The 21,622-nt window shown below is 69.9% G+C and carries 18 protein-coding genes; 3 read left to right on the forward strand and 15 right to left on the reverse strand.

The genetic code is table 11. The features are described 5' to 3' along the window. Positions 1-99: 99 nt before the first annotated feature. Both HUT18_RS21195 and map read right to left on the reverse strand, forming a co-directional pair. Positions 100-1,434 carry a PP2C family protein-serine/threonine phosphatase gene (locus HUT18_RS21195; protein ID WP_176102162.1) on the reverse strand — a complete coding sequence of 445 codons (1,335 nt, stop codon included), beginning with the start codon at positions 1,432-1,434 and terminating at the stop codon, positions 100-102. Positions 1,435-1,699: 265 nt separating this feature from the next. Continuing rightward, on the reverse strand, positions 1,700-2,467 hold the full coding sequence (gene map, locus HUT18_RS21200) for a type I methionyl aminopeptidase (RefSeq protein WP_176102163.1): 768 nt from the start codon (positions 2,465-2,467) through the stop codon (positions 1,700-1,702). Between the two features lie 100 nt (positions 2,468-2,567). Here map and HUT18_RS21205 point away from each other — a divergent pair, with 100 nt between their 5' ends. Beyond that, complete coding sequence (locus tag HUT18_RS21205; RefSeq protein ID WP_254878737.1) at positions 2,568-2,915, forward strand: helix-turn-helix domain-containing protein; 348 nt, start codon at positions 2,568-2,570, stop codon at positions 2,913-2,915. An 89-nt stretch (positions 2,916-3,004) separates the two neighbouring features. On the opposite strand, the gene HUT18_RS21210 is transcribed toward HUT18_RS21205, so the two are convergent. From HUT18_RS21210 to HUT18_RS21235, 6 genes are all read right to left on the reverse strand, one after another. Continuing rightward, positions 3,005-5,872 carry a fumarate reductase/succinate dehydrogenase flavoprotein subunit gene (locus HUT18_RS21210; RefSeq protein WP_176102164.1) on the reverse strand — a complete coding sequence of 956 codons (2,868 nt, stop codon included), beginning with the start codon at positions 5,870-5,872 and terminating at the stop codon, positions 3,005-3,007. A gap of 107 nt (positions 5,873-5,979) precedes the next feature. Beyond that, positions 5,980-6,792: an ABC transporter ATP-binding protein gene (locus HUT18_RS21215; protein WP_254878738.1), complete on the reverse strand. Its 813-nt coding sequence runs from the start codon at positions 6,790-6,792 to the stop codon at positions 5,980-5,982. Between the two features lie 80 nt (positions 6,793-6,872). Next, positions 6,873-7,652: an ABC transporter permease gene (locus tag HUT18_RS21220; protein ID WP_176102166.1), complete on the reverse strand. Its 780-nt coding sequence runs from the start codon at positions 7,650-7,652 to the stop codon at positions 6,873-6,875. Beyond that, positions 7,649-9,103 carry an ABC transporter substrate-binding protein gene (locus HUT18_RS21225; RefSeq protein ID WP_176102167.1) on the reverse strand — a complete coding sequence of 485 codons (1,455 nt, stop codon included), beginning with the start codon at positions 9,101-9,103 and terminating at the stop codon, positions 7,649-7,651. The genes HUT18_RS21220 and HUT18_RS21225 overlap by 4 nt, the downstream gene beginning before the upstream one ends. Positions 9,104-9,120: 17 nt before the next feature. Beyond that, positions 9,121-9,348: a ferredoxin family protein gene (locus HUT18_RS21230; RefSeq protein ID WP_176102168.1), complete on the reverse strand. Its 228-nt coding sequence runs from the start codon at positions 9,346-9,348 to the stop codon at positions 9,121-9,123. Between the two features lie 121 nt (positions 9,349-9,469). Next, the gene (locus HUT18_RS21235) at positions 9,470-10,315 is read right to left on the reverse strand and encodes a GntR family transcriptional regulator (protein WP_176102169.1); all 846 of its coding nucleotides are present in this window, start codon (positions 10,313-10,315) and stop codon (positions 9,470-9,472) included. 421 nt (positions 10,316-10,736) lie between these two features. Here HUT18_RS21235 and HUT18_RS21240 point away from each other — a divergent pair, with 421 nt between their 5' ends. Further along, positions 10,737-11,477, forward strand: a complete 741-nt coding sequence (locus HUT18_RS21240; protein ID WP_176102170.1) for an SDR family NAD(P)-dependent oxidoreductase — start codon at positions 10,737-10,739, stop codon at positions 11,475-11,477. 81 nt (positions 11,478-11,558) lie between these two features. On the opposite strand, the gene HUT18_RS21245 is transcribed toward HUT18_RS21240, so the two are convergent. From HUT18_RS21245 to fahA, 3 genes are all read right to left on the reverse strand, one after another. Next, on the reverse strand, positions 11,559-11,939 hold the full coding sequence (locus HUT18_RS21245) for a hypothetical protein (RefSeq protein ID WP_176102171.1): 381 nt from the start codon (positions 11,937-11,939) through the stop codon (positions 11,559-11,561). Then, complete coding sequence (locus HUT18_RS21250; protein ID WP_176104707.1) at positions 11,936-12,193, reverse strand: hypothetical protein; 258 nt, start codon at positions 12,191-12,193, stop codon at positions 11,936-11,938. Before HUT18_RS21250 ends, HUT18_RS21245 begins: the two co-directional genes overlap by 4 nt. Positions 12,194-12,344: 151 nt before the next feature. Further along, positions 12,345-13,592 carry a fumarylacetoacetase gene (fahA, locus tag HUT18_RS21255; RefSeq protein ID WP_176102172.1) on the reverse strand — a complete coding sequence of 416 codons (1,248 nt, stop codon included), beginning with the start codon at positions 13,590-13,592 and terminating at the stop codon, positions 12,345-12,347. A 215-nt stretch (positions 13,593-13,807) separates the two neighbouring features. Between fahA and HUT18_RS21260 the strand changes: the two genes are divergently transcribed. Further along, positions 13,808-14,356, forward strand: a complete 549-nt coding sequence (locus HUT18_RS21260; RefSeq protein ID WP_176102173.1) for a hypothetical protein — start codon at positions 13,808-13,810, stop codon at positions 14,354-14,356. Positions 14,357-14,490: 134 nt separating this feature from the next. Here the strand turns inward: HUT18_RS21260 and HUT18_RS21265 are convergent, their stop codons facing one another. The 4 genes from HUT18_RS21265 to HUT18_RS21280 are packed head-to-tail and all read right to left on the reverse strand — an operon-like array spanning position 14,491 to position 21,202. Further along, complete coding sequence (locus HUT18_RS21265; protein ID WP_176102174.1) at positions 14,491-15,027, reverse strand: hypothetical protein; 537 nt, start codon at positions 15,025-15,027, stop codon at positions 14,491-14,493. Between the two features lie 34 nt (positions 15,028-15,061). Next, entirely contained in the window at positions 15,062-19,963 is a 4,902-nt protein-coding gene (locus tag HUT18_RS21270; RefSeq protein ID WP_176102175.1) for a putative T7SS-secreted protein, read from the reverse strand. Next, a complete protein-coding gene (locus tag HUT18_RS21275; RefSeq protein ID WP_176102176.1) occupies positions 19,963-20,820 on the reverse strand; it encodes a hypothetical protein in 858 nt (285 codons plus the stop codon). Before HUT18_RS21275 ends, HUT18_RS21270 begins: the two co-directional genes overlap by 1 nt. After that, on the reverse strand, positions 20,813-21,202 hold the full coding sequence (locus tag HUT18_RS21280) for a hypothetical protein (protein WP_176102177.1): 390 nt from the start codon (positions 21,200-21,202) through the stop codon (positions 20,813-20,815). Before HUT18_RS21280 ends, HUT18_RS21275 begins: the two co-directional genes overlap by 8 nt. Positions 21,203-21,622: the final 420 nt, after the last annotated feature.

A 21,622-nucleotide genomic window follows, 5' to 3' on the forward strand; every position in this document is an offset into this window, starting at 1 on the left:
ATCGGTCCAATGATTTTGCGCGTGTGAGGGACACGTGACGGTCCCCTTCCAGCCTGGCACCAAGGGGGCTGCGCCGCGCGGCGACCGGCAGCGCGGCCGTCACAGCCGGACGATGACCAGGGCCGTGTCGTCGGTGGCGCCGCCCGCCGGGAGCAGGTCGAGGAGGAGGGCGTCGGCGAGGCTTTCGGCGTCTCGGCCGCGGTGGCGGGTCAGGGAGTCGGTGAGGCGGGTGAGGCCGGTGTCGATGTCCTCGTGGCGGCGTTCCACCAGGCCGTCGGTGTAGAGGACGAGGACGCAGCCCTCGGTGAAGGGGGTGGACTCCTGGGGCCGGGCCTGGGGCTCGAACCGGGCGCCGAGGGGCGGATCGGTGGCGCGGTCGAGGAGTTGGACCGTGCCGTCGGGGTACAGCAGGGCGGGCGGTGGGTGGCCCGCGCAGCTGTAGGTGAGGGTCCAGGTGGTCCAGTCGACGAAGGTGGTCACGGCGGTGGTGGACTCGGCGCCCTCGACGAACCGGGCGTAGCGGCCGAGTACGTCCAGGGCCTGGGCCGGGCCGTTGGAGACGAGCGAGGCGGCGCTCAGGGCGCTGCGCAGTTGCCCCATCACACCCGCGGCGGCCAGGCCGTGGCCGACCACGTCGCCGACCGCGACCGCGATCCGGTCGCCGGGCAGCTCGACCAGGTCGTACCAGTCCCCGCACACGTTCAGCGCGCCCGCCGCGGGCCGGTAGCGCACGGCGGCCCTGTGGTGCCCGACCGGGCGCGGCGCGGGCAGCATCGCCTCCTGGAGGCTGAGCGCGACCTCGCGCTCGCGGGCGTGCGCGAGCCGCAGCCGTTCGTTGACCTCCTGGAGTTCGCGGGCGCGGCCGTACAGCTCCGCCTCCAGGGCGCGCGTACGGCCCCCGCCCGCCCGACCGCCCCTGGCCCGGATGAGCTCGGTGACCTCCTCGGACCGGTGCAGCAGCAGGGCCACGCGCCCGTCCGGGCCGCGTACCGGAATGTTGACCGGGCTCCAGTAGCGCTCCTCCCACACCCCGGGGCGGTCCGGGCGCTCCACGTCGTAGCGCTGCAGGGCCATGCTGTCGCGCTCGCCGGTCTTCAGTGCCCGCGTCAGCGAGGCCTTGACGTTGCTCACGCCGTGGGAGGTCTGGTCGTCGGGGTTCTCGGGGAAGACGTCGAAGATGTAGTGCCCGACGACCTGTTCCCGTTCGCGGCCGGTGAGCTGGAGGAACTCGGTGTTGACGTCGATGTACACGAAGCGCGCGTCGAGCAGGGCCACGGCGCCGGGCAGCGCCCGGAACACCGCCGTGTAGTCGATGTCGACTTCGGTGTCGACTTCGGTGTCGCCTTCGGTCACTGTCCTGCCTTGTCCGTCCTGCCGCGCGGTGCGCCCGCCCCGCTCGTCCCACCGGTCTTGCTCGCCGCGTCCGCTCTGCATGTCCCGCGCGTATCCGCTTTGCGTGTATTGAGTGTCTTGCGCGCCCTGCCGGCTGCGCAAGACTTCCGGCGCATTCTTGCCGTGCATCGCTTCCTGCGCGCCGCTTCCCGCGCATTGCCCCTGCGTATCGCTCCTGCGTATCGCTCCTGCGCATTGGTCTGGGCTTCTCGCGCATTGCTTCTTACGTCGGGTGCCCACCGTAACCGGGTCGCTACGGTCGGGAGGTGTGGGGCGGGCGATTGGGTGCCGGGCCGTGACCGTGGCGCTACGGCAGGGTCAGAATCCGTGGCCCCTCGTCCGTGACCGCGATGGTGTGCTCGATGTGGGCGGCGCGGCTGCCGTCGATGGTGTGCAGGGTCCAGCCGTCGGGGGCGACGCGGTAGGCGTCGCGGCCGCCGGCCATGAGCATCGGCTCGATGGCGAGGGTGAGCCCGTGCCGCAGCGGGAAGCCCCGGCCCGCGCGGCCCCGGTTCGGGACGTGCGGGTCCTCGTGCATGCGCCGCCCGATGCCGTGCCCGCCGAAGTCCGCGGGCATTCCGCATCCGGCGCGTTCGGCGACGGTGCCGATGGCGTGCGAGATGTCGCCCATACGGTGCCCGGCGACCGCCGCGGCGATACCGGCGTCCAGGGCTTCCTGGGTGGCCGCGATCAGTTCGAGGTCGCCGGGGCGCGGGGTGCCCACGACGAAGCTGATGGCGGCGTCGCCGGTCCAGCCGTCCAGGTGGGCGCCGCAGTCGACGCTCACCAGGTCGCCGTCGCGCAGCCGGTAATCGGTGGGGATGCCGTGCACCACGGCGTCGTTGACCGAGGTACAGATGACCCCGGGGAAGGGGACCGGGGCGAACGAGGGCTGGTAGCCGAGGAAGGGCGAGGTGGCGCCCGCCGCTTCGATCACCGTGCGGGCCGCCTCGTCGAGTTCGCGCAGCGACACCCCTGCCTTCGCAGCCTCCCGCGTGGCCGCGAGCGCCTGCGCCACCACTCGTCCCGCTTCCCGCATGGCCTCCAGTGAGGCGTCGGACTTGATCTCCACCATGTGCTGATTCCCTCTCCCCGTGCGCTCGACCGGCGTCCACGACCGACCGGCACCGGTATAGCAATACCGGTATTTCTATCCCGGTATTAGTATCACGCTCATGGTGAGAACTCCTCTGACCCCGTGGGAACGAGAGCGCGGGGAGCGGTTCGGTGAACTGCTGCGCCGGGCGCGGGGCGCGCGCAGCATGGTCGAGGTCGCCGCGGCGGCCGGTGTCTCGGCGGAGACCCTCCGCAAGATCGAGACCGGACGCGCGCCCACCCCGGCGTTCTTCACGGTGGCGGCCCTGGCCACGGCACTCGGTATCTCCCTGGACGAACTGGTCCACGCCTGCGCGGAAGCGGTCGAGGGTGTGGACGGTGCTGAGGGTGTTGAGGGTGCCGGTGGTCTCGCGGGTGTCGACGGTGCGGTGGGTGCCTACGGCGGGCGGCAGCGGCTCTCGGCCTGAGGCGGGGTGCGCTCCGGTCGAGTGCTGCCGCCTCCTCGGCTCCCTCCCTCAACCCTCATCTCGGACAAGGGCGTTGGGTCCGCTGCGGCTCACAACGCCCGCCCCGCGTAAGCCCGTACGTCCGCGTCGGAGTCGTCCAGGACCGTCGCGAGCGCGGTACGGGCCTCGGTGTGGGACGGGGCGTGGCGGGACAGGGAGAGTACGGCGGCCTTGCGGACGTCGGCGTTCGGGTCGCGCAGTGACCGGGTGAGCGGTGGCAGTGCGAGCGGGGCCGTTGCCGCGCCGAGCGCCTTGGCCGCCCCCACCCGTACCTGCCAGGCGGCATCGGTCAGCGCGCCGACCGCACGCGCGGCGAACTCCCCGTCGCAGCCCCGGACACCGAGGGTCTCCAGGGCGGCGGCCCGTACCAGGATGTCGGAGTCGTCCACCAAGGTGCCGAGCAACTCCCTTACGGCGTCGGCTGTTTCGGACCTCGTCCCGGACCCTGTCCCAGACCTCGTCCCCGCACCTGTGTCCCTTCCCGCACTCGTTCCCGTACCGGCATCGGCCCCGGCCCCCGCGCCCGTACCCACGGACGCGAGCCCCTTGGCCACAGCCGTACGCACCTCGCGCGAACCGTCCGACCCGGCGGCCGTCAGGGCCTCGGCGGCGTCGACGGAGACCAGTCCGCGTACCGCTTCGATGCGTACCGCCCGGTCCTCGTCGTGCAGCGACCGGCCGAACAGCTCGGCGTCCGCGAGGCGCAGGGCGCGCAGGACGTCCAGGGCGGCGGCGCGGACCGTGGCGTCCGGGACGGTGAGGGCTTCCAACAGGCCTGTGCGCAGGGCGGGTTCGGGAGGCAGGGTCTCGACCAGCTCACGCAGCGAGGCCGCCGCGGTCGCCCGTACGGCACCGTCCTGATCGGCCAGCGCGGCGGCGAGTGCCGGACCTGTACCGTCCGGCGTCGTCTCGGTCAGAGTCGCCACTGCGGCCCGCCGCACCGCCGCGTCGCCGTCCGCCAAGTACGGTTCCAGGTCCGAGAGTTGAGGCTGCCCCTCCGCCAGGCCGGTCACGCGCAGCAGCCTCTCCGCCGCCGACACGGTTGCCGCAGCTGACGCGGATGCCGTAGCCGAGGCCGACCTCGCAGCCGACGTGGATGCGGGCGTCGCCCCCGACACCGAACCGGACGACACCGAACCGGACGGCACCGCACCCGGCGCCCCCGCCGTCGCCACGTACTCGCTCTCCACCGCACCCAGGTGCCGAGGTTGCCCGCCCACGGGCGTGAACTCCTCGACCGGGACCACGTACGGCTCCACCGGCCGTGCCGTGAACTCCATAGTCCCGTCGGGGGACTTGCGCAGGTCCAGGTGGTGCAGCCAGTTGTCGTCGTCCTGTGCGGGGTGGTCCAGGCGCTCGTGGTAGAGGCCCCAGCGGGACTCGGTGCGGGCCAGGGAGGAGCGTGCGGCCATCTCGGCGCAGTCGCGGATGAAGCTCACCTCGGCGCACCGCATCAGCTCGTGCGGGGTGCTGCCGCCCATCTCCGCCAGGTCCTCCCGCATCCGCAGGAAGTGCTCCAGGGCCAGGGAGAGGCGGGCGCCGGACTTGGGCGGGGCGACGTAGTCGTTCACGAACCGGCGGAGTTTGTACTCGACCTGGGGCTGTGGCGGACCGTCCGGATTGCGCAGCGGGCGGTAGATCAATTCGTGTGCCTCGGCGAGCTGGTCGGCGGGCAACTCGCCCTCGTAGGCGCGGTATTGGGCGGCGTCGATGCCCGCGAGGTCACCGAAGACGAAGGCGCCGATCATGTAGTTGTGCGGGACGCAGGCCAGGTCGCCCGCCGCGTACAGGCGGGGCACCGTCGTCCGCGCATGCTCGTCGACCCGCACCCCGGAGGCCGAATGGCCGCCGCACAGGCCGATTTCGGAGATGTGCATCTCGATGTCGTGGGTGCGGTAGTCGTGCCCGCGTCCGGCGTGGAAGGTGCCACGGGTGGGGCGTTCGGTGCTGTGCAGGATGCCTTCGAGCGCGCTGATCGACTCCTGGGGGAGATGGCTCAGCTTGAGATAGACCGGCCCCCGGTCGGAGGCGACCTCGGCCGCGAACTCCGCCATCATCCTGCCCGACCAGTAGTCGGAGTCGACGAAGCGCTCGCCGTGCCGGTTCACCTGGTAGCCGCCGAAGGGATTGGCGACATAGGCGCAGGCCGGGCCGTTGTAGTCCTTGATCAGCGGGTTGATCTGGAAGCACTCGATCCCGGTCAGCTCGGCGCCCGCGTGGTACGCCATGGCGTAACCGTCGCCCGCGTTGGTCGGGTTCTCGTACGTCCCGTACAGATACCCGCTCGCCGGAAGCCCGAGCCGCCCGCAGGCGCCGGTCGCCAGGATCACCGCACCGGCCCTGACCCGCACGAAGGCGCCGGTCCTCGTGTGCAGGGCCGCCGCACCGACCGCCTTGCCGTCGGCGGTGAGTACCCGGACCGGCATCAGACGGTTCTCGATACGGATGCGCTCGCGCATCTCGCGCCGCCGAAGCTGCCGGTAGAGCACCTTCTTGACGTCCTTGCCCTCCGGCATCGGCAGTACGTACGAGCCGGACCGGTGCACCTGCCGCACGGCGTACTCCCCGTGCTCGTCCTTCTCGAACTTCACCCCGTACGACTCCAGGCGCCGCACCATCTCGTAGCCGCGCGTGGCCGTCTGCCGCACCGTGCGCTGGTCCACGATGCCGTCGTTGGCGCGGGTGATCTCCGCGACGTAGTCGTCGGGTTCGGCCCGGCCCGGGATCACCGCGTTGTTGACCCCGTCCATGCCCATCGCCAGCGCGCCCGAGTGCCGTACGTGCGCCTTCTCCAGGAGCAGCACCCGCGCCCCGCGTTCGGCGGCGGTCAGCGCGGCCATCGTCCCCGCCGTGCCGCCGCCGATCACGAGCACGTCGCAGGAGAGTTCCTCGGCCGAGTCGAGTGCGGGGATCTCCATGACGGGGGCCTTTCGGGTACGGGAGCAGGGGGTGGGAGGGGACGTGGGGCGGGAGGGGAAGTGGGGTGGGGCAGGTGGGTGGAGGGAAGCGGTACGGGGCCGGGGGCTCAGGACTGGGCGGAGCCCAGGGCGGCCACAACTTCCTTGCGCAGGGCCGCTGTCGCGGGTGCGTCGCGGGCGTCCCGGTCGCGCGGGTGCGGGACCTCGTGGACGGAGAGCAGCTCGCCCTGACCCAGGAGTACGAGGCGGTCGCCGAGGAAGAGGGCCTCGTCCACGTCGTGGGTGACGAAGACGACCGTGGCGCCGGTGCCGCGCAGTACCTCGATGAGCAGGTCCTGCATCTCGGTCCTGGTCCGGACGTCCAGCGCGCCGAAGGGTTCGTCCATGAGCACCGCGCGCGGTTCGGCGGCCAGGGCGCGGGCGAGCTGCACGCGTTGGCGCTGGCCGCCGGAGACCCGGTGCGGGAGCTGGCGCGGCCGGTCGCCGAGCCCCACCCGCTCCAGCCACTCGGTGGCCCGCACACGACGTTCCCTCCGAGCCAACCCCTTGATGGCTAGGGGGAGTTCGACGTTCGCGCGCAATGTCCGCCAGGGCAGCAGCGCGTCCTCCTGGAAGACCAGAGCCCGGTCGGCGGAGGGGCCGGTCAGCGGCGCCCCGTCCTGGCCGACGCGACCGTCGAGCGGCGCGAGCAGCCCGGCCAGCGTGCGCAGCAGCGTCGACTTGCCGCAGCCGGAGGGCCCCACGACCGTGACGATCTGCCCGGCCGCCACCTCCAGGTCGACCTCGCGCAGCGCCGGACGGCCGGGGCGGCCCAGCGTGACCCCGTCGAGGGTCAGTCGTGCGCCGCGCACCTCGCGGGCCGCGGAATCCTTCGCGGCCGGAGCCGGAGCCGGGTCCTGGTCTGCGGCCGGTCCCGTCACAGGGGCCGATGCCGGTTCCGTATCTGCGGCCGAGGGGGCGGGCGAACCCGAAGTCCCTTGCACAGTAAGCCGATTCACGTTCACTTGCCGCCCTCCCCACGGCCGGGCAGCCATCGGGTGGCCCGGCGTCCGGTCACTTCCACGGCGGTGGAGGTCAGCCAGCCGAGCGCGCCGATCGTGACCATCCCGACGAAGACGCCCGGGTAGTCCACGACCGTGTAGTCCTGCCAGGTGCGGTAGCCGACTCCGTACTCGCCCGAGATCATCTCCGCCGAGATCACACAGATCCACGACACCCCGATGCCGACCGAGAGCCCGCCGAAGATCCCCGGCAGCGCGCCCGGCAGTACCACCGAGAACAGCACCCGCGGGCGCGAGCCGCCCATGGTGCGCACGGCCTCCTCCCAGACCGGTGCCAGCGCGCGCACCGCGTGCCGGGTGGAGACCAGGACCGGGAAGAACGCGGCGGTGCAGGTGATGAAGACGATGCCCTGCTCGTTGCTCGGGAACAGCAGGATCGCCACCGGTACGAGGGCGATCGCCGGGATCGGCCGCACCACTTCGACCAGCGGCCCGATCAGGTCCTCGGCCAGCCGAGAGCGCGCGGTCGCGGTGCCGACGATCACGCCGAGCACCGCCGCGAGGGCGAAACCGACGACGATACGCCGGACGCTGTCCGTCAGGTCCTGCCAGTACGCGCCGGTGCCGAGCCGGTCACCGAAGGCGTGCGCGACGTCCGTCACGGTCGGGAACTGCTCGAAGCGCAGCCACAGATTCACGTCCCGCGAGGTCAGGAACTGCCACAGGCCCAGCGCCACGGCCAGCGACAGCACCCGCAGCGCGTAGCGGTACCACCTCATGACCCGCCACCTCCGGCGGACTTGACCGCCTTGGCGTACGACACGGTACGGGCGCCGGGGTGCTCGGCCACGTACGCCGCCGCCCCCGCCGGAGTCACGAAGGCCTTGAACTCGCCGTTACCGGAGTCCTGTTGACCCTTTCCACTGCCGGTCGCCTCGCGCACCCATACCGCCTTGTCGGCGAACCACAGGGTTCCGGTGACCGCGTCGGGTACGTAGGCCGCCCGTATCCGCTTGGGGTCCGCAGCGCCAACCGCCTTGAGGAGCAGGTCCGGTGAGGCGAAGGAACGGGTGCGGCCGGCACCGGTTTCCCACAGTTCGCTCCGCGCCTTCGGGCCGGTCTTCGCGAGCTGCTGGGCGTACGGGGCGGCGCCGAGCGCGCGCTTGACGTACCGGTCGTCGACGAAGCCGTCGACGTCGACGTCCTTGACCAGACCGGCCGACGCGAGCACCGGTACGTCCTTCTTCAGGGCGGCCACCAGCTGCGGCTTCACCGTCGGGTCGAAGGTCGCGATGCCGTGCGCGCCGTTGTAGAGGTACACCACCTCGGCGGGCAGCTTGGTAGCCTCCGCGACCTTCTCGGCGGCGGCCACCGGGTGGCTGTGCAGATAGTCGGTCGCCGTGTTCTGTGCCCGCAGGAAGGCCTCCAGTACGGCCGGCTTGTCCTTGGCGAAGTCCTCGCGGGCGGTGACCCCGTGGAAGGTGGGGAGGTTCAACTCGGCACCGTCGTACAGGGCCTGCGCCTTGTCCTGGTGGACGAGCAGCCCGGGCCAGGCCACGAACTGCGACAGCGCGTCCGCGCCGCCCGAGCCCAGCGCAGAAGCACCCACCGCCGGCTGCTGGTTGAGCTTGCGGATGTCCTCGTCCGCGTCCAGACCGGCACGCTGCAGCGCCCGTACGAGTGTGCCGTCCGCCGCCGAACCGACGCTCGTGGAGACCTTCTTGCCCTTCAGGTCGGTCAGCGTCTTCAGCTTCGAACCCGGCTTGGTGACCACGGTGTTGAGGCCGCCGCGCAGGTTGTAGCCGGTCACCGAGACCAACTTGGTGGGACGGTTCAGCTGCTTGCCACGGGCGGCGTTGATCAGCAACGGGAAGTCGCCCATCGAACCGATGTCGATCTTCCCCGCCGTCATCTGCGCGGTGATCGGCGCCCCGGTCGCGTAGTCCTGCCACTCCACCTTGTAGGTCTTGCCGTCCCGCTTGCCCAGCGCCTTCAGCTCCTTCTCGAAGGCGCCGAGGGAGCGCAACAGGGTCCCGGCCGTCACGGTGTTGATGGTCTTGGACTGGTAGCCGACCGTGACGGTGACGGTCGAGTCGTCGCCGGAGGACCCGCACCCGGCCAGCGGGAGGGCGAGCGCGAGGGTGAGGGGGAGGACGAGGGGGAGGGTGAGCGCGGGGCGTGCGGTGCCCGCAGGGCGTTGGTGGGTGCGGGTAAAAGACCTGTGTGACATGGGAGTTGACGAACCTCTCAGCGGAGCAGATAGGGCATGTTGACCGTGACGGCTCCGGTGGGACAGCGGGCCGCGCACGGGCCGCAGTACCAGCACTCGTCCACGTGCATATAGGCCTTGCCGCTCTCCTCGTGGATGGCGAGGGAGTCCAGCGGACACATGTCGACGCACAGGGTGCAGCCGTCGATGCACTTCGACTCGTCGATGGTCACGGGCACATCGGCCCGCTGGGGCACCAAGGGCATGGCTGTCTCCAGTCGCCGGGCCGACTGCCGTCCGAAGAAGGCACCAAGTCCCGTACGGAAGAAGGTGGTTGGGGAGAGATGTTGAGGGGGTGCTGCTGCGGAGAGAGGCGCGAAGGCCCGGTCAGCGGCAGCGGCAGGAGCGGGGGGCGGCCTCGCTCGCGCTCGGGGAGCCGCTCGCGAGAAGGTCACCGCTGGAGCGGTGCAACAGGCCGCTCATACTGATCCGGTCGCCGCGGAAGCGGATGAACTCCAGGTCCACCGGGCGTCCGTCGGCGAGATGGGTGAGGCGTTCCAGCATCAACACGGCAGCGCCGCGCGGAGCCCCGAGCACCGCCGCCGAGTGGGCGTCCGCCGTCACCGCCTCCAGGGTGATCTCGGCATGCCCGAGAGCGGTGCCCGTGAGGGCTTCCAGGAGCCGGAAGACGTCGTTGTGTTCCAGGTCGGCGCCGAGCAGCCCGGTGCCGATGTCCAGCGGCAGATAGGTCAGGTCGAGCGAGAGCGGGATGCCGTTCAGGCTCCGCAGCCGTTCGATGTACAGCACGTCCTCGCCCGGCGGCACCCGGAGGCGTTCGGCCACCGGCAGCGAAGCGGGGACCGGCCCGACCGTACGGACCTCGTTGGTGACCCTGCCCTGTTCCCGCAGGGTCTCGGCGAGGCCCATCAGCCGTTCCAGACCGTGGGTGCACTTGTCGGCCACCACGACCGTCCCGACCCCCGGCAACCGCTTCACCAGACCCTCGGAACTGAGCAGTCCGAGCGCCTGCCGCACGGTGTTGCGGGTCGCCCCGTACTCGTCGGCGAGCGCCGCCTCGTGCGGCAGCACCCCCTCCGCGTACCCCCCGGTCAGTACCTGCCGACGCAGCAGGTCCGCGAGCTGCCGCGCACGGTCCGCACGCAGCCGCCGCCGGTGCGCGGCGACGGTTCGCGCCCCTGCTCCGGCGTGCTCACGAATGCGTTCGGCTGACATGCGAAGGACCATAACCAGGGCCCGCGCCGCGTGGTGTTGCCACAGTATTGCGCCATCTCCCGCCCCGGCTCGTACGCCTGTGACCTGTGGTTTTCCCGCCCGTGCAGGAAGATCTGCCAGTGCTGCGCCGCCTGTGCGTCCACAGTGCGGACGGGTCGGGGAGGCAGGGGAGTACGGCGGAGGCGGGGGAGTACGGCGGGAGGCAGGGGAGTACGGCGCGGGCGCCGTGGCCCAAGGAGGACTCAAGAGGGACTCAAGGGGGCTCAAGAGGGGAGGGGAACCGGGCGCGGCCGAGAAGAGACTGGGCTTCCGCTACGTCCGAGAACTTCCGCCCGTGGCGGGCCCGGAGGTGGCAGGCTTGGCGATGCCGGGCCGTCCGGGCCCGCGCCTCTGTTCCTTGCGTATCCACGGGAGGCAGTCAGTGTCGCGTCCGGTCACCATCGTCACGGGCGGCAGCCGCGGAATCGGCGCCGCCATCTGCGTCCGACTCGCCGCCGAGGGACACGATCTCGTCCTCGGCTACCACTCCGACGGCTGGGCCGCGGAGGAGACCGCCGCCCAGGTCCGCACGGCCGGAGTGCGCTGCCTGCCGCTGCGCGTCGACGTCGCCCAGGAGACGGAGGTGGAACGGACCTTCGACCGCGCCGCCACCGAACTCGGCCCCGTCACCGGCCTGGTCAACAACGCGGGCGTCACCGGCGTCACGGGACCGCTGGCCAAGGCCCAGACCGAGGACCTGCGCAGCGTCCTCGACGTCAACGTCCTCGGCGTCCTGCTCACCTGCCGCCGCGCCGCCCGCGACATGACCGCCGCGGGCGGCGGCGCCATCGTCAACATCTCCTCCGCCGCGGCCACCCTCGGCAGCCCCGACGAGTACGTCCACTACGCGGCCAGCAAAGCGGCCGTCGACGCCCTGACCCTCGGCCTCGCCAAGGAACTCGGCCCCGACGGCATCCGCGTCAACGCGGTCGCCCCCGGCGTCGTCAACTCCGGCATCCACGCCGCCATGGGCGACCCGGACCGGGCGGCACGCATCGGGGCTACCTCGCCCCTGCGCCGCCCCGGCGAACCGGAGGAGATCGCCCACGCGGTGGCGTGGTTGCTGTCGCCGGAGGCTTCGTTCACTACGGGGGCGGTTTTGCGGGTGGCTGGGGGTAGGTGAGGGGGCGTGCCCTGGGTCCGCCCCGGTCTGGGCGGACGGTTCAGGGAGCTCAGGAGCGGATGGTTCAAAAGGTCAGGGAGCTCAGGAAGTGAGATCCAGGACTCGGACCGGCCGTCCGCTCCACCGCTTCGGCTCGATGGTCGCGATGACCGCCCCGTCGGGCCGTTCCGGCGTCGGCTGTGCGGCGAATTCGCTGTGCGCCGTGGCCCAGCCCTCCAGCCCGGTCAGTGCGAGCGCGGCGGGAAGATCCAGTTCGAGCACGGTGACGGCCGGCAACGCGACGATGTGTTCGGCCGTGCCGGGCCGGGCGCGGTCGGCCTCTACGAGCGCACACGCAGGTGCGTACAGAAACCACCCCGCTTCGGAGTGCGCCCGGTGAATCAGCCTGGACGCCAGAGCGTTGCCGAGGCCTGCTGCGGCCATCGTCGAGTCGTCCATGACGATGTGGATGTGTTCGCTCACTGGTCGGTCACCTGGGCAAGGCGCCGATCCAACTCGTCGTCCATGGAGCGTTGTTCCGTGGCCGTCGGAGCGTATCCGTTCCACTTCTCCAGCACCCGGCGGGCCCGTTCCGCCCGTTCAGCCCGCTCCTGCGGAGTAAGCAGGCTTTCTGCCAGCTGGGACAGGTAGGCACGAAGGGACAGACCTTCGGCTGCCGCTATGGCGGCCAGCCGACTCTTGGCTTCCTCGGGGATTCGTACGTTGGCGTCGGGCATCACGAAACTCCTTCCCATGGCGTCTAGGGTACGGGTACGTACCCGTACCCGGAAACCGTGGGAAGCCGAGAACGCGAGGGAAGCCGGGAAGCCGTGGATGAGCCACTGGGCGAGTCCCCGCAGGGACTCGCCCTCACCCCTCCTGCCCTACTCAGCGAGCCCCCGTGATCCGCCCCCGCACCTCGCCCAGCTCGACCCGGGTGCCGTTCGGCCCCGGTGCCCAGGCGGTCATGGTGACCTCGTCGCCGTCCTCCAGGAACGCCCGCTTGCCGTCGGGGAGTTCGAGGGGCTGCTTGCCGTTCCAGGTCAGTTCGAGCAGCGAGCCGCGCTCGGCCTCGGTCTCGCCGCTGACCGTGCCGGAGCCGTACAGGTCGCCGGTACGCAGCGAAGCGCCGTTGACCGTCATGTGCGTGAGCTGCTGCGCCGCCGTCCAGTACATGGTCGAGAACGGCGGCTCGGAGACCGTGTGCCCGTTGATCGCCACGGTGATCCGCAGGTCGTACCCGCCCGGCTCGCCCTTCAGCTCCTCGGTGGTGTCGTCCAGGTAGGGCAGCAGCGCGTGCGTCCGCGCGGGCGGCGCGATACGGGCCTCCTCCAGCGCCTCCAACGGCGTGATCCACGCGGAGACCGAGGTGGCGAACGACTTCCCGAGGAACGGGCCCAGCGGCACGTACTCCCACGCCTGGATGTCCCGGGCCGACCAGTCGTTGAGCAGCGTCAGCCCGAAGACGTGCTCCCGGAAGTCGGCGAGGGCGACGGTCTCGCCGAGCTGCGTGGGCACACCGACCACGAATCCGACCTCGGCCTCGATGTCGAGCCGTACGGAAGGACCGAACACCGGCGTCGGGTCGGTCGGCGCCTTGCGCTGCCCGGAGGGACGCACGACCTCGGTGCCGGAGACGACGACGGTGCCCGACCGCCCGTGGTAACCGATCGGCAGGTGCTTCCAGTTGGGCGTCAGCGAGTCCTCGGCGTCCGGCCGGAAGATCTGCCCGACGTTACGGGCGTGGTTCTCGGACGCGTAGAAGTCGACGTAGTCCGCCACCTCGAAGGGGAGGTGGAGGCTCACGTCCGCGAGGGCGTGGAAGTGCGGCGTGACGATCGCCCGGTGCGCCTCCTCGGTCACCCACGAGATCAGCGCGGCCCGGACCTCGGTCCAGGTCGCACGCCCGGCGGCGAGCAGCGGGTTGAGACTGGGCCGCGCCAGCACGGCGGCGTGCGCCGAACCGAGCGCGGCGGCCACGGCACCGGCGTCGAGTACGTAGTCACCGAGGCGGACGCCCACGCGGGGGGCGTCGGACTCGGCGGGGGTGAACACCCCGTACGGGAGGTTGTGCGGCCCGAAGGGGTGGTCTTCGGGGAGGTCGAACGGGGTGGTCTGCGCCTGCTGCTCGGACATCGGTCTCGCTGCCTCGCTTTCCGTGCGTGGTACGCGGTGGGGGTGGGGCTCTGGAGGGGGCCCTGGGGTGGTTCACGGTATCGGGGGCGCCCTACGGGAGAACAGGGGGAGCACCGATTTCAGGATCGAACGTTCGATTATTGGACGGTCGTGGTGCTGAACTGCGGGATTCGAAGGTGATGCGAAGGTGGCTCGGGAAGACGAGGACGGTCGCGGTGACCCGCCGCCACGCTGCTGAAGCACCTGTCCGCAAAGGGGAGTTCGTGCGTCGCTTCCGATTCCTGTGCATCCTCGCGGCGCTAGTGGGAGTGGAGCTCGGGGTGAACCGACCTGGTCGCGATGCCCTCAGTGCAGGCGACAAGCGTTTCGGCGGACGCGAGTGCCATGGCCAAGTCTGCGGGCCGGAAGTGGGCGCTCAAGTCGCTTGCCACCGCAAGCACGTCTCGATGGAGATGAACGACACCGGCCAGTACGAGTGGCGACTGCACGTCCGCAGTGACTTGGTCAGTTCCTGGGAGCGCTTGACCCTGCACACCAACCATGGCGGCGGCACGCGGCCCGAGCCGATCGCGGGTTGGACCCGCGCGTGGGGGAGTGCGTGCTGGTCTTCCAGTACGAGGGTTCTGCTCCGGGGTGGAGGCGCCGACGGGTCGATCCGGAGCAAGGAAGCTGATCAGGCAGCGCCAGCGGGGGCGGTCCAGATCGTCGAATTTCTGCACGAGGATGCTCAACTGGTCGGCTATGAGTGGTTAGTTGAGCTCTAGGGCAGGGTCCTCTTTCTGGTCGAAATATGGCAGACCTGGGGTTGCTGGCACGTAAGCAGAGGCTGTGGTTTGGAAGCCGGCGGGACGGGGTGGGAGGCATGGACTCGGACGTTATGGCGGGAGCGGATATTACGCTAGGGGAGTTTTGGGATAAGTTCGAGCCATTCTTTCAGCTCATTGTTGAGTTTAGAATGCGAAGCGAGGTAGGGGTGAATGTCTTGGAGCGGGGTTAGCATGTTCTTGATTCTTCTAAGAGGCAACATCTGGCTAGGTTCGAGTTCCCGCCAGTGTGCCGACATTTCAGAAGCAGTCGCACAGTCGGTTTCGATGTTATCGATCACATACCTGCTCAGGTCCTCCGGGCTCCTTGTGGCGTCATCGTCCGCGGGTCCGAACTCCTTGATCAAGTAGCTGCGGACTCTGGCTGATTCAGCGACCTGCTTGGCGGTGTCGATGTATTCGGCCTCGCGCTTCTTGGAGATTGTTTCGAGAGCCAACTTCCCCCACCGGACCCGCTCGATCACGCCGATCTCTTGGGTCTGCATTTTTCCGACGGAGAAATCTCGAAGAGCCTCCCACGCCTGTTGAGGCGCTGCCGTCGCTCGAATCTCTGAAACGAGACTCTCCAGTCTTGTTAGTGGAAGGTGCAGAAATTCCTTTGATTCGAGCATGCTTGCCTCGCGGATGACCGTCTCCAGTGTTGTGTTACTCGAATCCGACTACGCCAGCCCTCTCGAACGCTTCCCTGCCTATCCGTAGGCTCTCCTGAGAGGGCCTGTAGTGGCCGCTGTTGTTATTGATCTCCATTCCCCAGTAGGACCCATTTCCGCCCGCGATATCTGCCTCGCCGGCTGCTTGTACCGGCGCCCCATTAGTGAGCACGGGATGCTTTAGCTCGACACCGTCGGCGAATTTCGGTATCACTAGCAATTCACCGTTCGTCGACACTGCCCATTTGATTGTCCCAGAATTAATGACTTCATCAAATCCATTGTCGCCTACTCTAAGTGGTTTGACTCCCAAGCGCTCGGCATCAGCCAGTTCTCGGTCCAGCTCCTCGGGCATCTGATTTTCGTAGTTCGGTGCAAGCCCGAGAGGGTCAGACCATGAGAGCGGGTTGACTACGTAGGCGAGTGCATTGGGTGATGGGATTAGCCCAAACGGGTCGGCTGTGATGTATCGGGCGGTGCCTGGATCGTAGTGGCGGAATACGTTGTACTGTAGCCCGGTTTCGGGGTCAAAATATTGCCCCGGAAAACGCAGCGGCGTATAAGCCGTACTATCCCTGGTCCACGTCGTGCTCCCCCACAGCGTCGTCCGAGTCCGCCAAGCCACTTCCCCCGACTCCGCCACCAACTCTGTAGGCGTCCCCACCAGATCCGTGACGATGGCGAAGAACCGTGCGTCGATCTCCTCCTGCGGAGCCTCGGCCGCCGTTATTCGTTCCGTCTGGGCCAGTGGGTGCAGCCCGTCGTGGTCCCACGTCAGCGTCACCGGGCGGGGCATGGACGCAGCCGTGCTGACCTGCTCGCACAGTGTCGTGCCGTCCCACGTGAAGTCCACGCGTTCGGTGACCGTCTGACCGTCGTCGCCGAGGCGCGACTTCGATATTCGGCGGGCCAGGGCGTCGTACTCGTAGCGCCAGACCGCCCCGTCCGGTGTCACGACCTCCCGTAGGCGGTCCTCCGCGTCCCACTTGTACCGCCACGTGTCCGGCTTCCGTGACAGCCGGACCTTCTGGCGCAGGACCACTCGGCCCGCCGCGTCATGCTCGTACCGGACATTGCCCGCCCGCATGATCCGCGTGCCCTCGTACGCGCGCTCGCCCCTGGCTTCTCCGCCCGGGTGGGAGTCCGGCCAGTTGGCCTGTGTCTGGTTGCCCGCAGCGTCGTACGCGTACGTCTCCGTCCAGCCGTGGGCATGGACCGCCGTGACCCGGCCCGTCGGGTCCAGGTCGAAGGAGCGAGTGCCGCCGAGCATGTCCTCGATGGCGGTCAGGTTGCCGTCGGCGCGGTAGCGGTAGGCGCGGTGCTGGATTCGAGTGCCGCCCTCACCGGCGACCGACTGGCTGCTCAGGCGGCCCATCGGGTCGTACGTGCTGTCGATCGACAGCAAGTCGCCCACGGAACGGGAGAGTTCGCGGCCCGCCGCGTCACGGGTGTACGAAATCCGCCGACCCGACGTGGTCAGTTCCTCGCGTCGCCCCGCCGCGTCGTACGTCCACGAACTCTCCGCCCCCGACGGCGTGACCCGGCCGTTCCTGCGGCCGAACTCGTCGTAGGTGTACTTCAGTTCGCGGCCTGCCACCGTTTCGGAACGTACTCGGCCGAAGCGGTCCCGCAGGATGGTGAGCTGGGTGTCCGGGTTGGTGGCCTCGGCGAGTTGGTCCGTGAAGTCGTATGCGTACGTGGTTACTTGGCCTGCTGCGTCCTTGCGGACGATCTGACCCAACACATTCCGCTCGAACGTGATCCGGTCGCCCAGCGGCGTCACCCGCCCCGTGAGACGTCCCACCGCATCATGCTCATACCGCTGCACCCGGTCGTCGAAGTCCGTCTCCGCGACCAGGTGCCCGGCGCCGTCGTACTCGTAATTCCACGTCAGCCCCTGGGGGTTGCTGACCTGAGTGAGGCGGAGTTCCGTGTCGTGGCTGAACTCGTAGCGGACGCCGTCCGGCCCTGTTCGGGCCGTCAGCAGGTCGAAGTGCGTGTACTCGAAGCTGGTCGTGCCGCCGAGTGGGTCGGTGTGGGTGAGGCAGTTGCCCTCGCCGTCGTACGTCCAGGACTCCGCCGTACCGTCCGGGGTCACCCGGCGGGCCAGCTTGCCCTCAACCGTCCACTCCAGGCGCGTAGTTGAGCCCGTCGGGTCGGTCACCGCGACCGCTCGCCCCAGCCCGTCCCGCGCGCAATACGTCGTCGCGCCCAGCGGATCCGTGACCGCGACCGGCAGCCCGGCCCGGTCGCAGCGGATGTGGGATACGCCGCCCGCCGGATCGGTGACCGTCGTGGGGCGCCCCGCCTCGTCATAGGTGTAGTGCGTCGTGTGGCCGGAGGGAGAAGTGGTCGACGTGCGGTTGCCACGCTCGTCGTAGGCGTGGCGGACGGTCGTGCCGTCGAACCTCGACACCCGTACCGGCAGGCCGAGTTGGTCGTACTCGGCTGTGGAGCGGCGGCCGTCCGGGCGGATGACTTCCGTGACCCGGCCGTCGGCGTCGTAGGTGAAGTGGGTCGTGTGGCCGAGTGGGTCGGTGCGGGCCAGGATGTTGCCCAGGCGGTCGCGTTCGTAGCGGACGGTGGCGCCGAGTGGGTCGATCTCCGCGACGATCTGGTCGTCGCGGTCGATGACGAAGCGGCGGGTGTGGCCCTCGGGTGTGACGGTGCGGGTTTCGCGCAGGCCCGTTTGCGGGTCCGGGTCCGTGTACTCGATCCGCAGGGTCATGTGGCCCGCTTCGCCGCCCTCGGCGATGCAGCGGTCCCGGTCGTCGTAGGCGTAGAAGTACGAGCGGTCGTTGGTGTCCGTCCAGGACGTGACGCGGTTCGCCTCGTCGTAGGTGAAACGCAGCGGCAGGCCCGAGGAGTTGACGACCTCGGTGAGGTTGCGGGCGGCGCTCACCTCGCCCGCGCCGCCCTGGCCCTGGCCGCCTCCGTCGTATCCGTACCGCATCAGCGTGAGGTCCGAGCCGTCGTCCGCCGCTCCGGCCAGGGCCAGGGCGGTTACGCGACCGTCCTCCGTGCTCACCTTCAGCCGGTGACCCGCGCTGTGCACGAGCCCCGTCGGCGTCCCCTCCGCGTCGTACTCGAAGGTGATCCAGTTGCCGTTGCGGTCGTCGATCTGTTCCAGGACCGCGAGGTGGTCGTTCCGGTCGGCGAAGTGCCAGACGCGCAGGGTTCCCGGGTCCGTGATCGTGTAGCCGTCGTCTGTGCGGTCCAGGGGCCACCGCGGTCCGTGTTCGGGCAGGACGGGTACGCCGGGCGCCGGGTGCGGGTAGGACAGGACCGCGCCGTCGTCGCGTACGAACAGCACGCCCTGCGCGTCGAGTTGGAGGCGCTGGTCGAGCGTGCTGGTCCAAGACGGGCCGAACCAGCGGCCCAGGCGGTAGCCGGACTCCACGCGGCGGGTGAAGACGAGGGGGAGCGCGCCCGGGATCGTGACGTCGGTCTGCGGCAGGTACATCTTGCCGGTGACCATGTTCACCGGGTCCGACCCGCCGGACTCCTGCCTGTTCTCCGGCTCGCTGTTGCCCTTGCCTTGTTCCACGCGGTCGCGTGACTCGTCGCTGCCCTTCGCATCCGGGTCCGCGTTCGAGTCCGCGCCCGGGCTCTTGTCCGCGTCGGGGCCGCCCTTCCCCTCCATCGTGTCCTTCAGCGCCTCCTGCGCCGCGTTCAGCGAGTCCGCGTCCATCTGTGTGGCCGGTGCGCCGTCCGGTCCGTCCTTGCGGCCCGGGCCGCCCTCGGCCGGGGAAGGGGCGTCGGCGCCGCCGTTCACCCGTGTCGGGAATTTGCCCAGGCCCCGGCCCCTGCCGAGGAACAGTTCCGGGATCAACCGGCCCCCCGTCTCGGACGGGTCGGCCTTCAACGCCTGATACGCCTGGAGAGCCGTCCGCTCCGGATGCAGGACCTGCGAACCGACGCCCGCCAGCGTCATGTTGAGGTTCTCGTAGTAGGCGGCCGGGTGCGTGAGGTTGTACGGATCCAGCGGGTTCAGGCCGCGGACCGTGTTCAGCGCACCCGCCCCGGCCTTGAACAGACCGGCGCCCGCGTGCGCGGCCTCCACCTTGAACACCGTTCCGGTGTCGTTGAAGGCCGCCTTCATCTGTCCCAGGGGGGAGGGCTCTTGGGGCGCGTGTTGCAGGGCTTCCCGCACCAGCGTGACCGCGTCCGTTCCCGCCGCGTTGCGCTGCCGCCGCGCCTCGGCGAGAAGCGCGCGTGCCGCTTCCTTCGCCTCCTCGCCCGGGTCGGTCGTCGACGGTTTGGTCAGTTGGTCCTCGTTGCCCTTCATCTCCGCCAGGGCGTACGCGATGACCTCCTTCTCGTACGCCTCGGACGCCTTCTCGGCCTCCCGGTAACCGTCGATCGCGATCTGGGCCTGGGACTTGGCCCACTGGACGACGTCCGCGTACGCCTCAAGCGCGCCCTTGGCCTTCTCGCACGCGTCCGCCGCCCGGAGCCACTTCGTGGGGTGCGCCCCGAACTTCTTGCGGAACGCCTCCCCGGAGACGCCCTGCCAGCCTTCGGAGTCCACCGCCTGCATGCCCGTGCCCACCGCACCGAACGCGGCGGCGAAGTCCTTCAAGTGCCCGGCTACATCGCGGAGTTTGCCGGGGTTGCCGTGGATGAGCTCACCGGCCTGCTCGGTCTGGCCGAGCTGCTGTTCGTCGACTTCGGCGCCGAGGTCGGAGCCCAGACGGTCGGCGCCGTCCTCGACCTTGTCGGCGAGCCCGTCCGCGCCGACCGATTCCAGGCCCGAGCCGAGGCCGTGACCGGCCTTGATGACCCCGTCGCCGGCGATCTCCTTGCCCTTGTCGAAGCCGTCCTTGAGCTTGCTTGCGCCGTCGTTGGCCAGGTCCTTGGCCTTGTCGTCCAGGCCGCCCGGGAGATCCCAGCCCATCAGTCCTCGTCCTCGCCCTGTTCGCTGCTCGGTTCGCCGCTCGATTCGTTGGTCGCGGCACCCCAGAACGCGGTCGTCGGCGTCGGGTCACTCACCCGCTGCATCGTCTCGCCGTTGGCGGCGCGCTCCTCGGGGGAGGTCCCGAACCAGCGGTCCAGGGTCTCCTGGTGCTCCGAACCGCTCTCCCTGGTGATCGCTTCCGCTCCGCCGAAGGGGATCAGGAAGGGCGACTCGACCGCGTCGCGGCCCGCGTCGCGCAGCGCCTGGCGGGAGGTCTCCTGCGCGTGCGCGAACGAGTCCGGGCTGTAGTTCGGGTCCGCGAGGGCGTGGTTCTCCTTCACGAGATCGTTCCAGGACTGGTTGGCCGCCTGCTCCTCGCTGAGCATCGGGTTGCCGATCCCCGCGTTCGCCACGACCTTCGCCGCGTCACTCACGTACTGGTCGACCTGATGCATCGTGCCCGCCGAGAGCCCGACCGACTCCGCGAAGTGGTTCCCCTCCGCGATCAGGTCACGTACGCCCCAGTCCCACCGCTCGCAGAACGACTTGAAGACATCGGTGAGTTCGCTGTGTCCGATGTCCAGGCCGTTCAGCGCCAGCTCGGAGAAGCCCTTGCCCGCCGCCGAGTAACCCCAGCCGATCGAGAGCTCTTTGAGCTCTGCCAGGGACGCGTTGATACCGGCCGTGATCAGGTTCATGCCCATGGTCCGGATGTCCGGTACCGCGCCCTCCGCGGAAACCGGTCCGGCTCCGTTCGACCCCGAGCCCTCCGCGGGCCCGAACCCTCCCGCGACCGGACCCGCGCCGTTCTGCCCCAGCCCTTGGTCGTCGGTCTGGCCCGCGAAGCTCTCAGCCACGGCCGTCCTTCCTTTCGGGGCCCGTGCCACCCGCACCGGCTCGTCCGCCGTCGCCTGTCACTTCAGCCGTCCCGGGTACGTCCGCAGCCACGGTCTCCGGCACGATTCCCCGCACCGGTGGGAACAGCATTCCGCCGCCCTCCCGCCCGGCGTCGAGCGCGACTCCGCACGGCATGCGGACCAGCGGTACGGCCACATCGAGCAGCCAAGCGCCCTGCACCCGCCGGTAGTTCCACATACGGTCGCCCTCGCCCCGCGCCAACGCCCAACGCGCCAGGGCCTCTTCGTCCGAGAAGGCGTACAGCCAGCGGACACCGCCGAACTCGCCGGAGAGCGGCGGCGCCTCCGCTACGGGCTCTTCGGACGCGAGCGGGATCAGCACCTGCGCACGGCGGAACTCGCCGAGCAGTACGCGGAACTTGCGTCGGACAAGCCGGACTTGGGCCTCGTCGACGTCGACAGCGACAGGGGCGGGCCCGGTGCCAGGGGCGGGCCCGGCGACCGGCTCGGGAGCGGGTACGGGAGTGGGCTCATGTGCTGGTGCTGGTGCTGGTGCGGGCTTCGGGTGGGGTGGGGAATCCGGCACCGTAGTTGCCGTGGACTCCACCAGGTCCCACAGTCGCGAACGCGGTGCCCCGCCTGCGCCGCCCTCGACCGAACCCGAATCCGACGTCGGCGCCCGCCCGTCTCCCACTGTGTCCGCCCTGTCCCCGAACGTGATCAGTACAGGTCATGCTCACATGCGGGAATTGCCGAACGCAACGTGTTCTGGGACCAGTTGGGGACGTGTCGGGGCGGGGGC

Source organism: Streptomyces sp. NA04227 (assembly GCF_013364195.1).
In the GTDB taxonomy this organism is placed as follows: Bacteria; Actinomycetota; Actinomycetes; order Streptomycetales; family Streptomycetaceae; genus Streptomyces.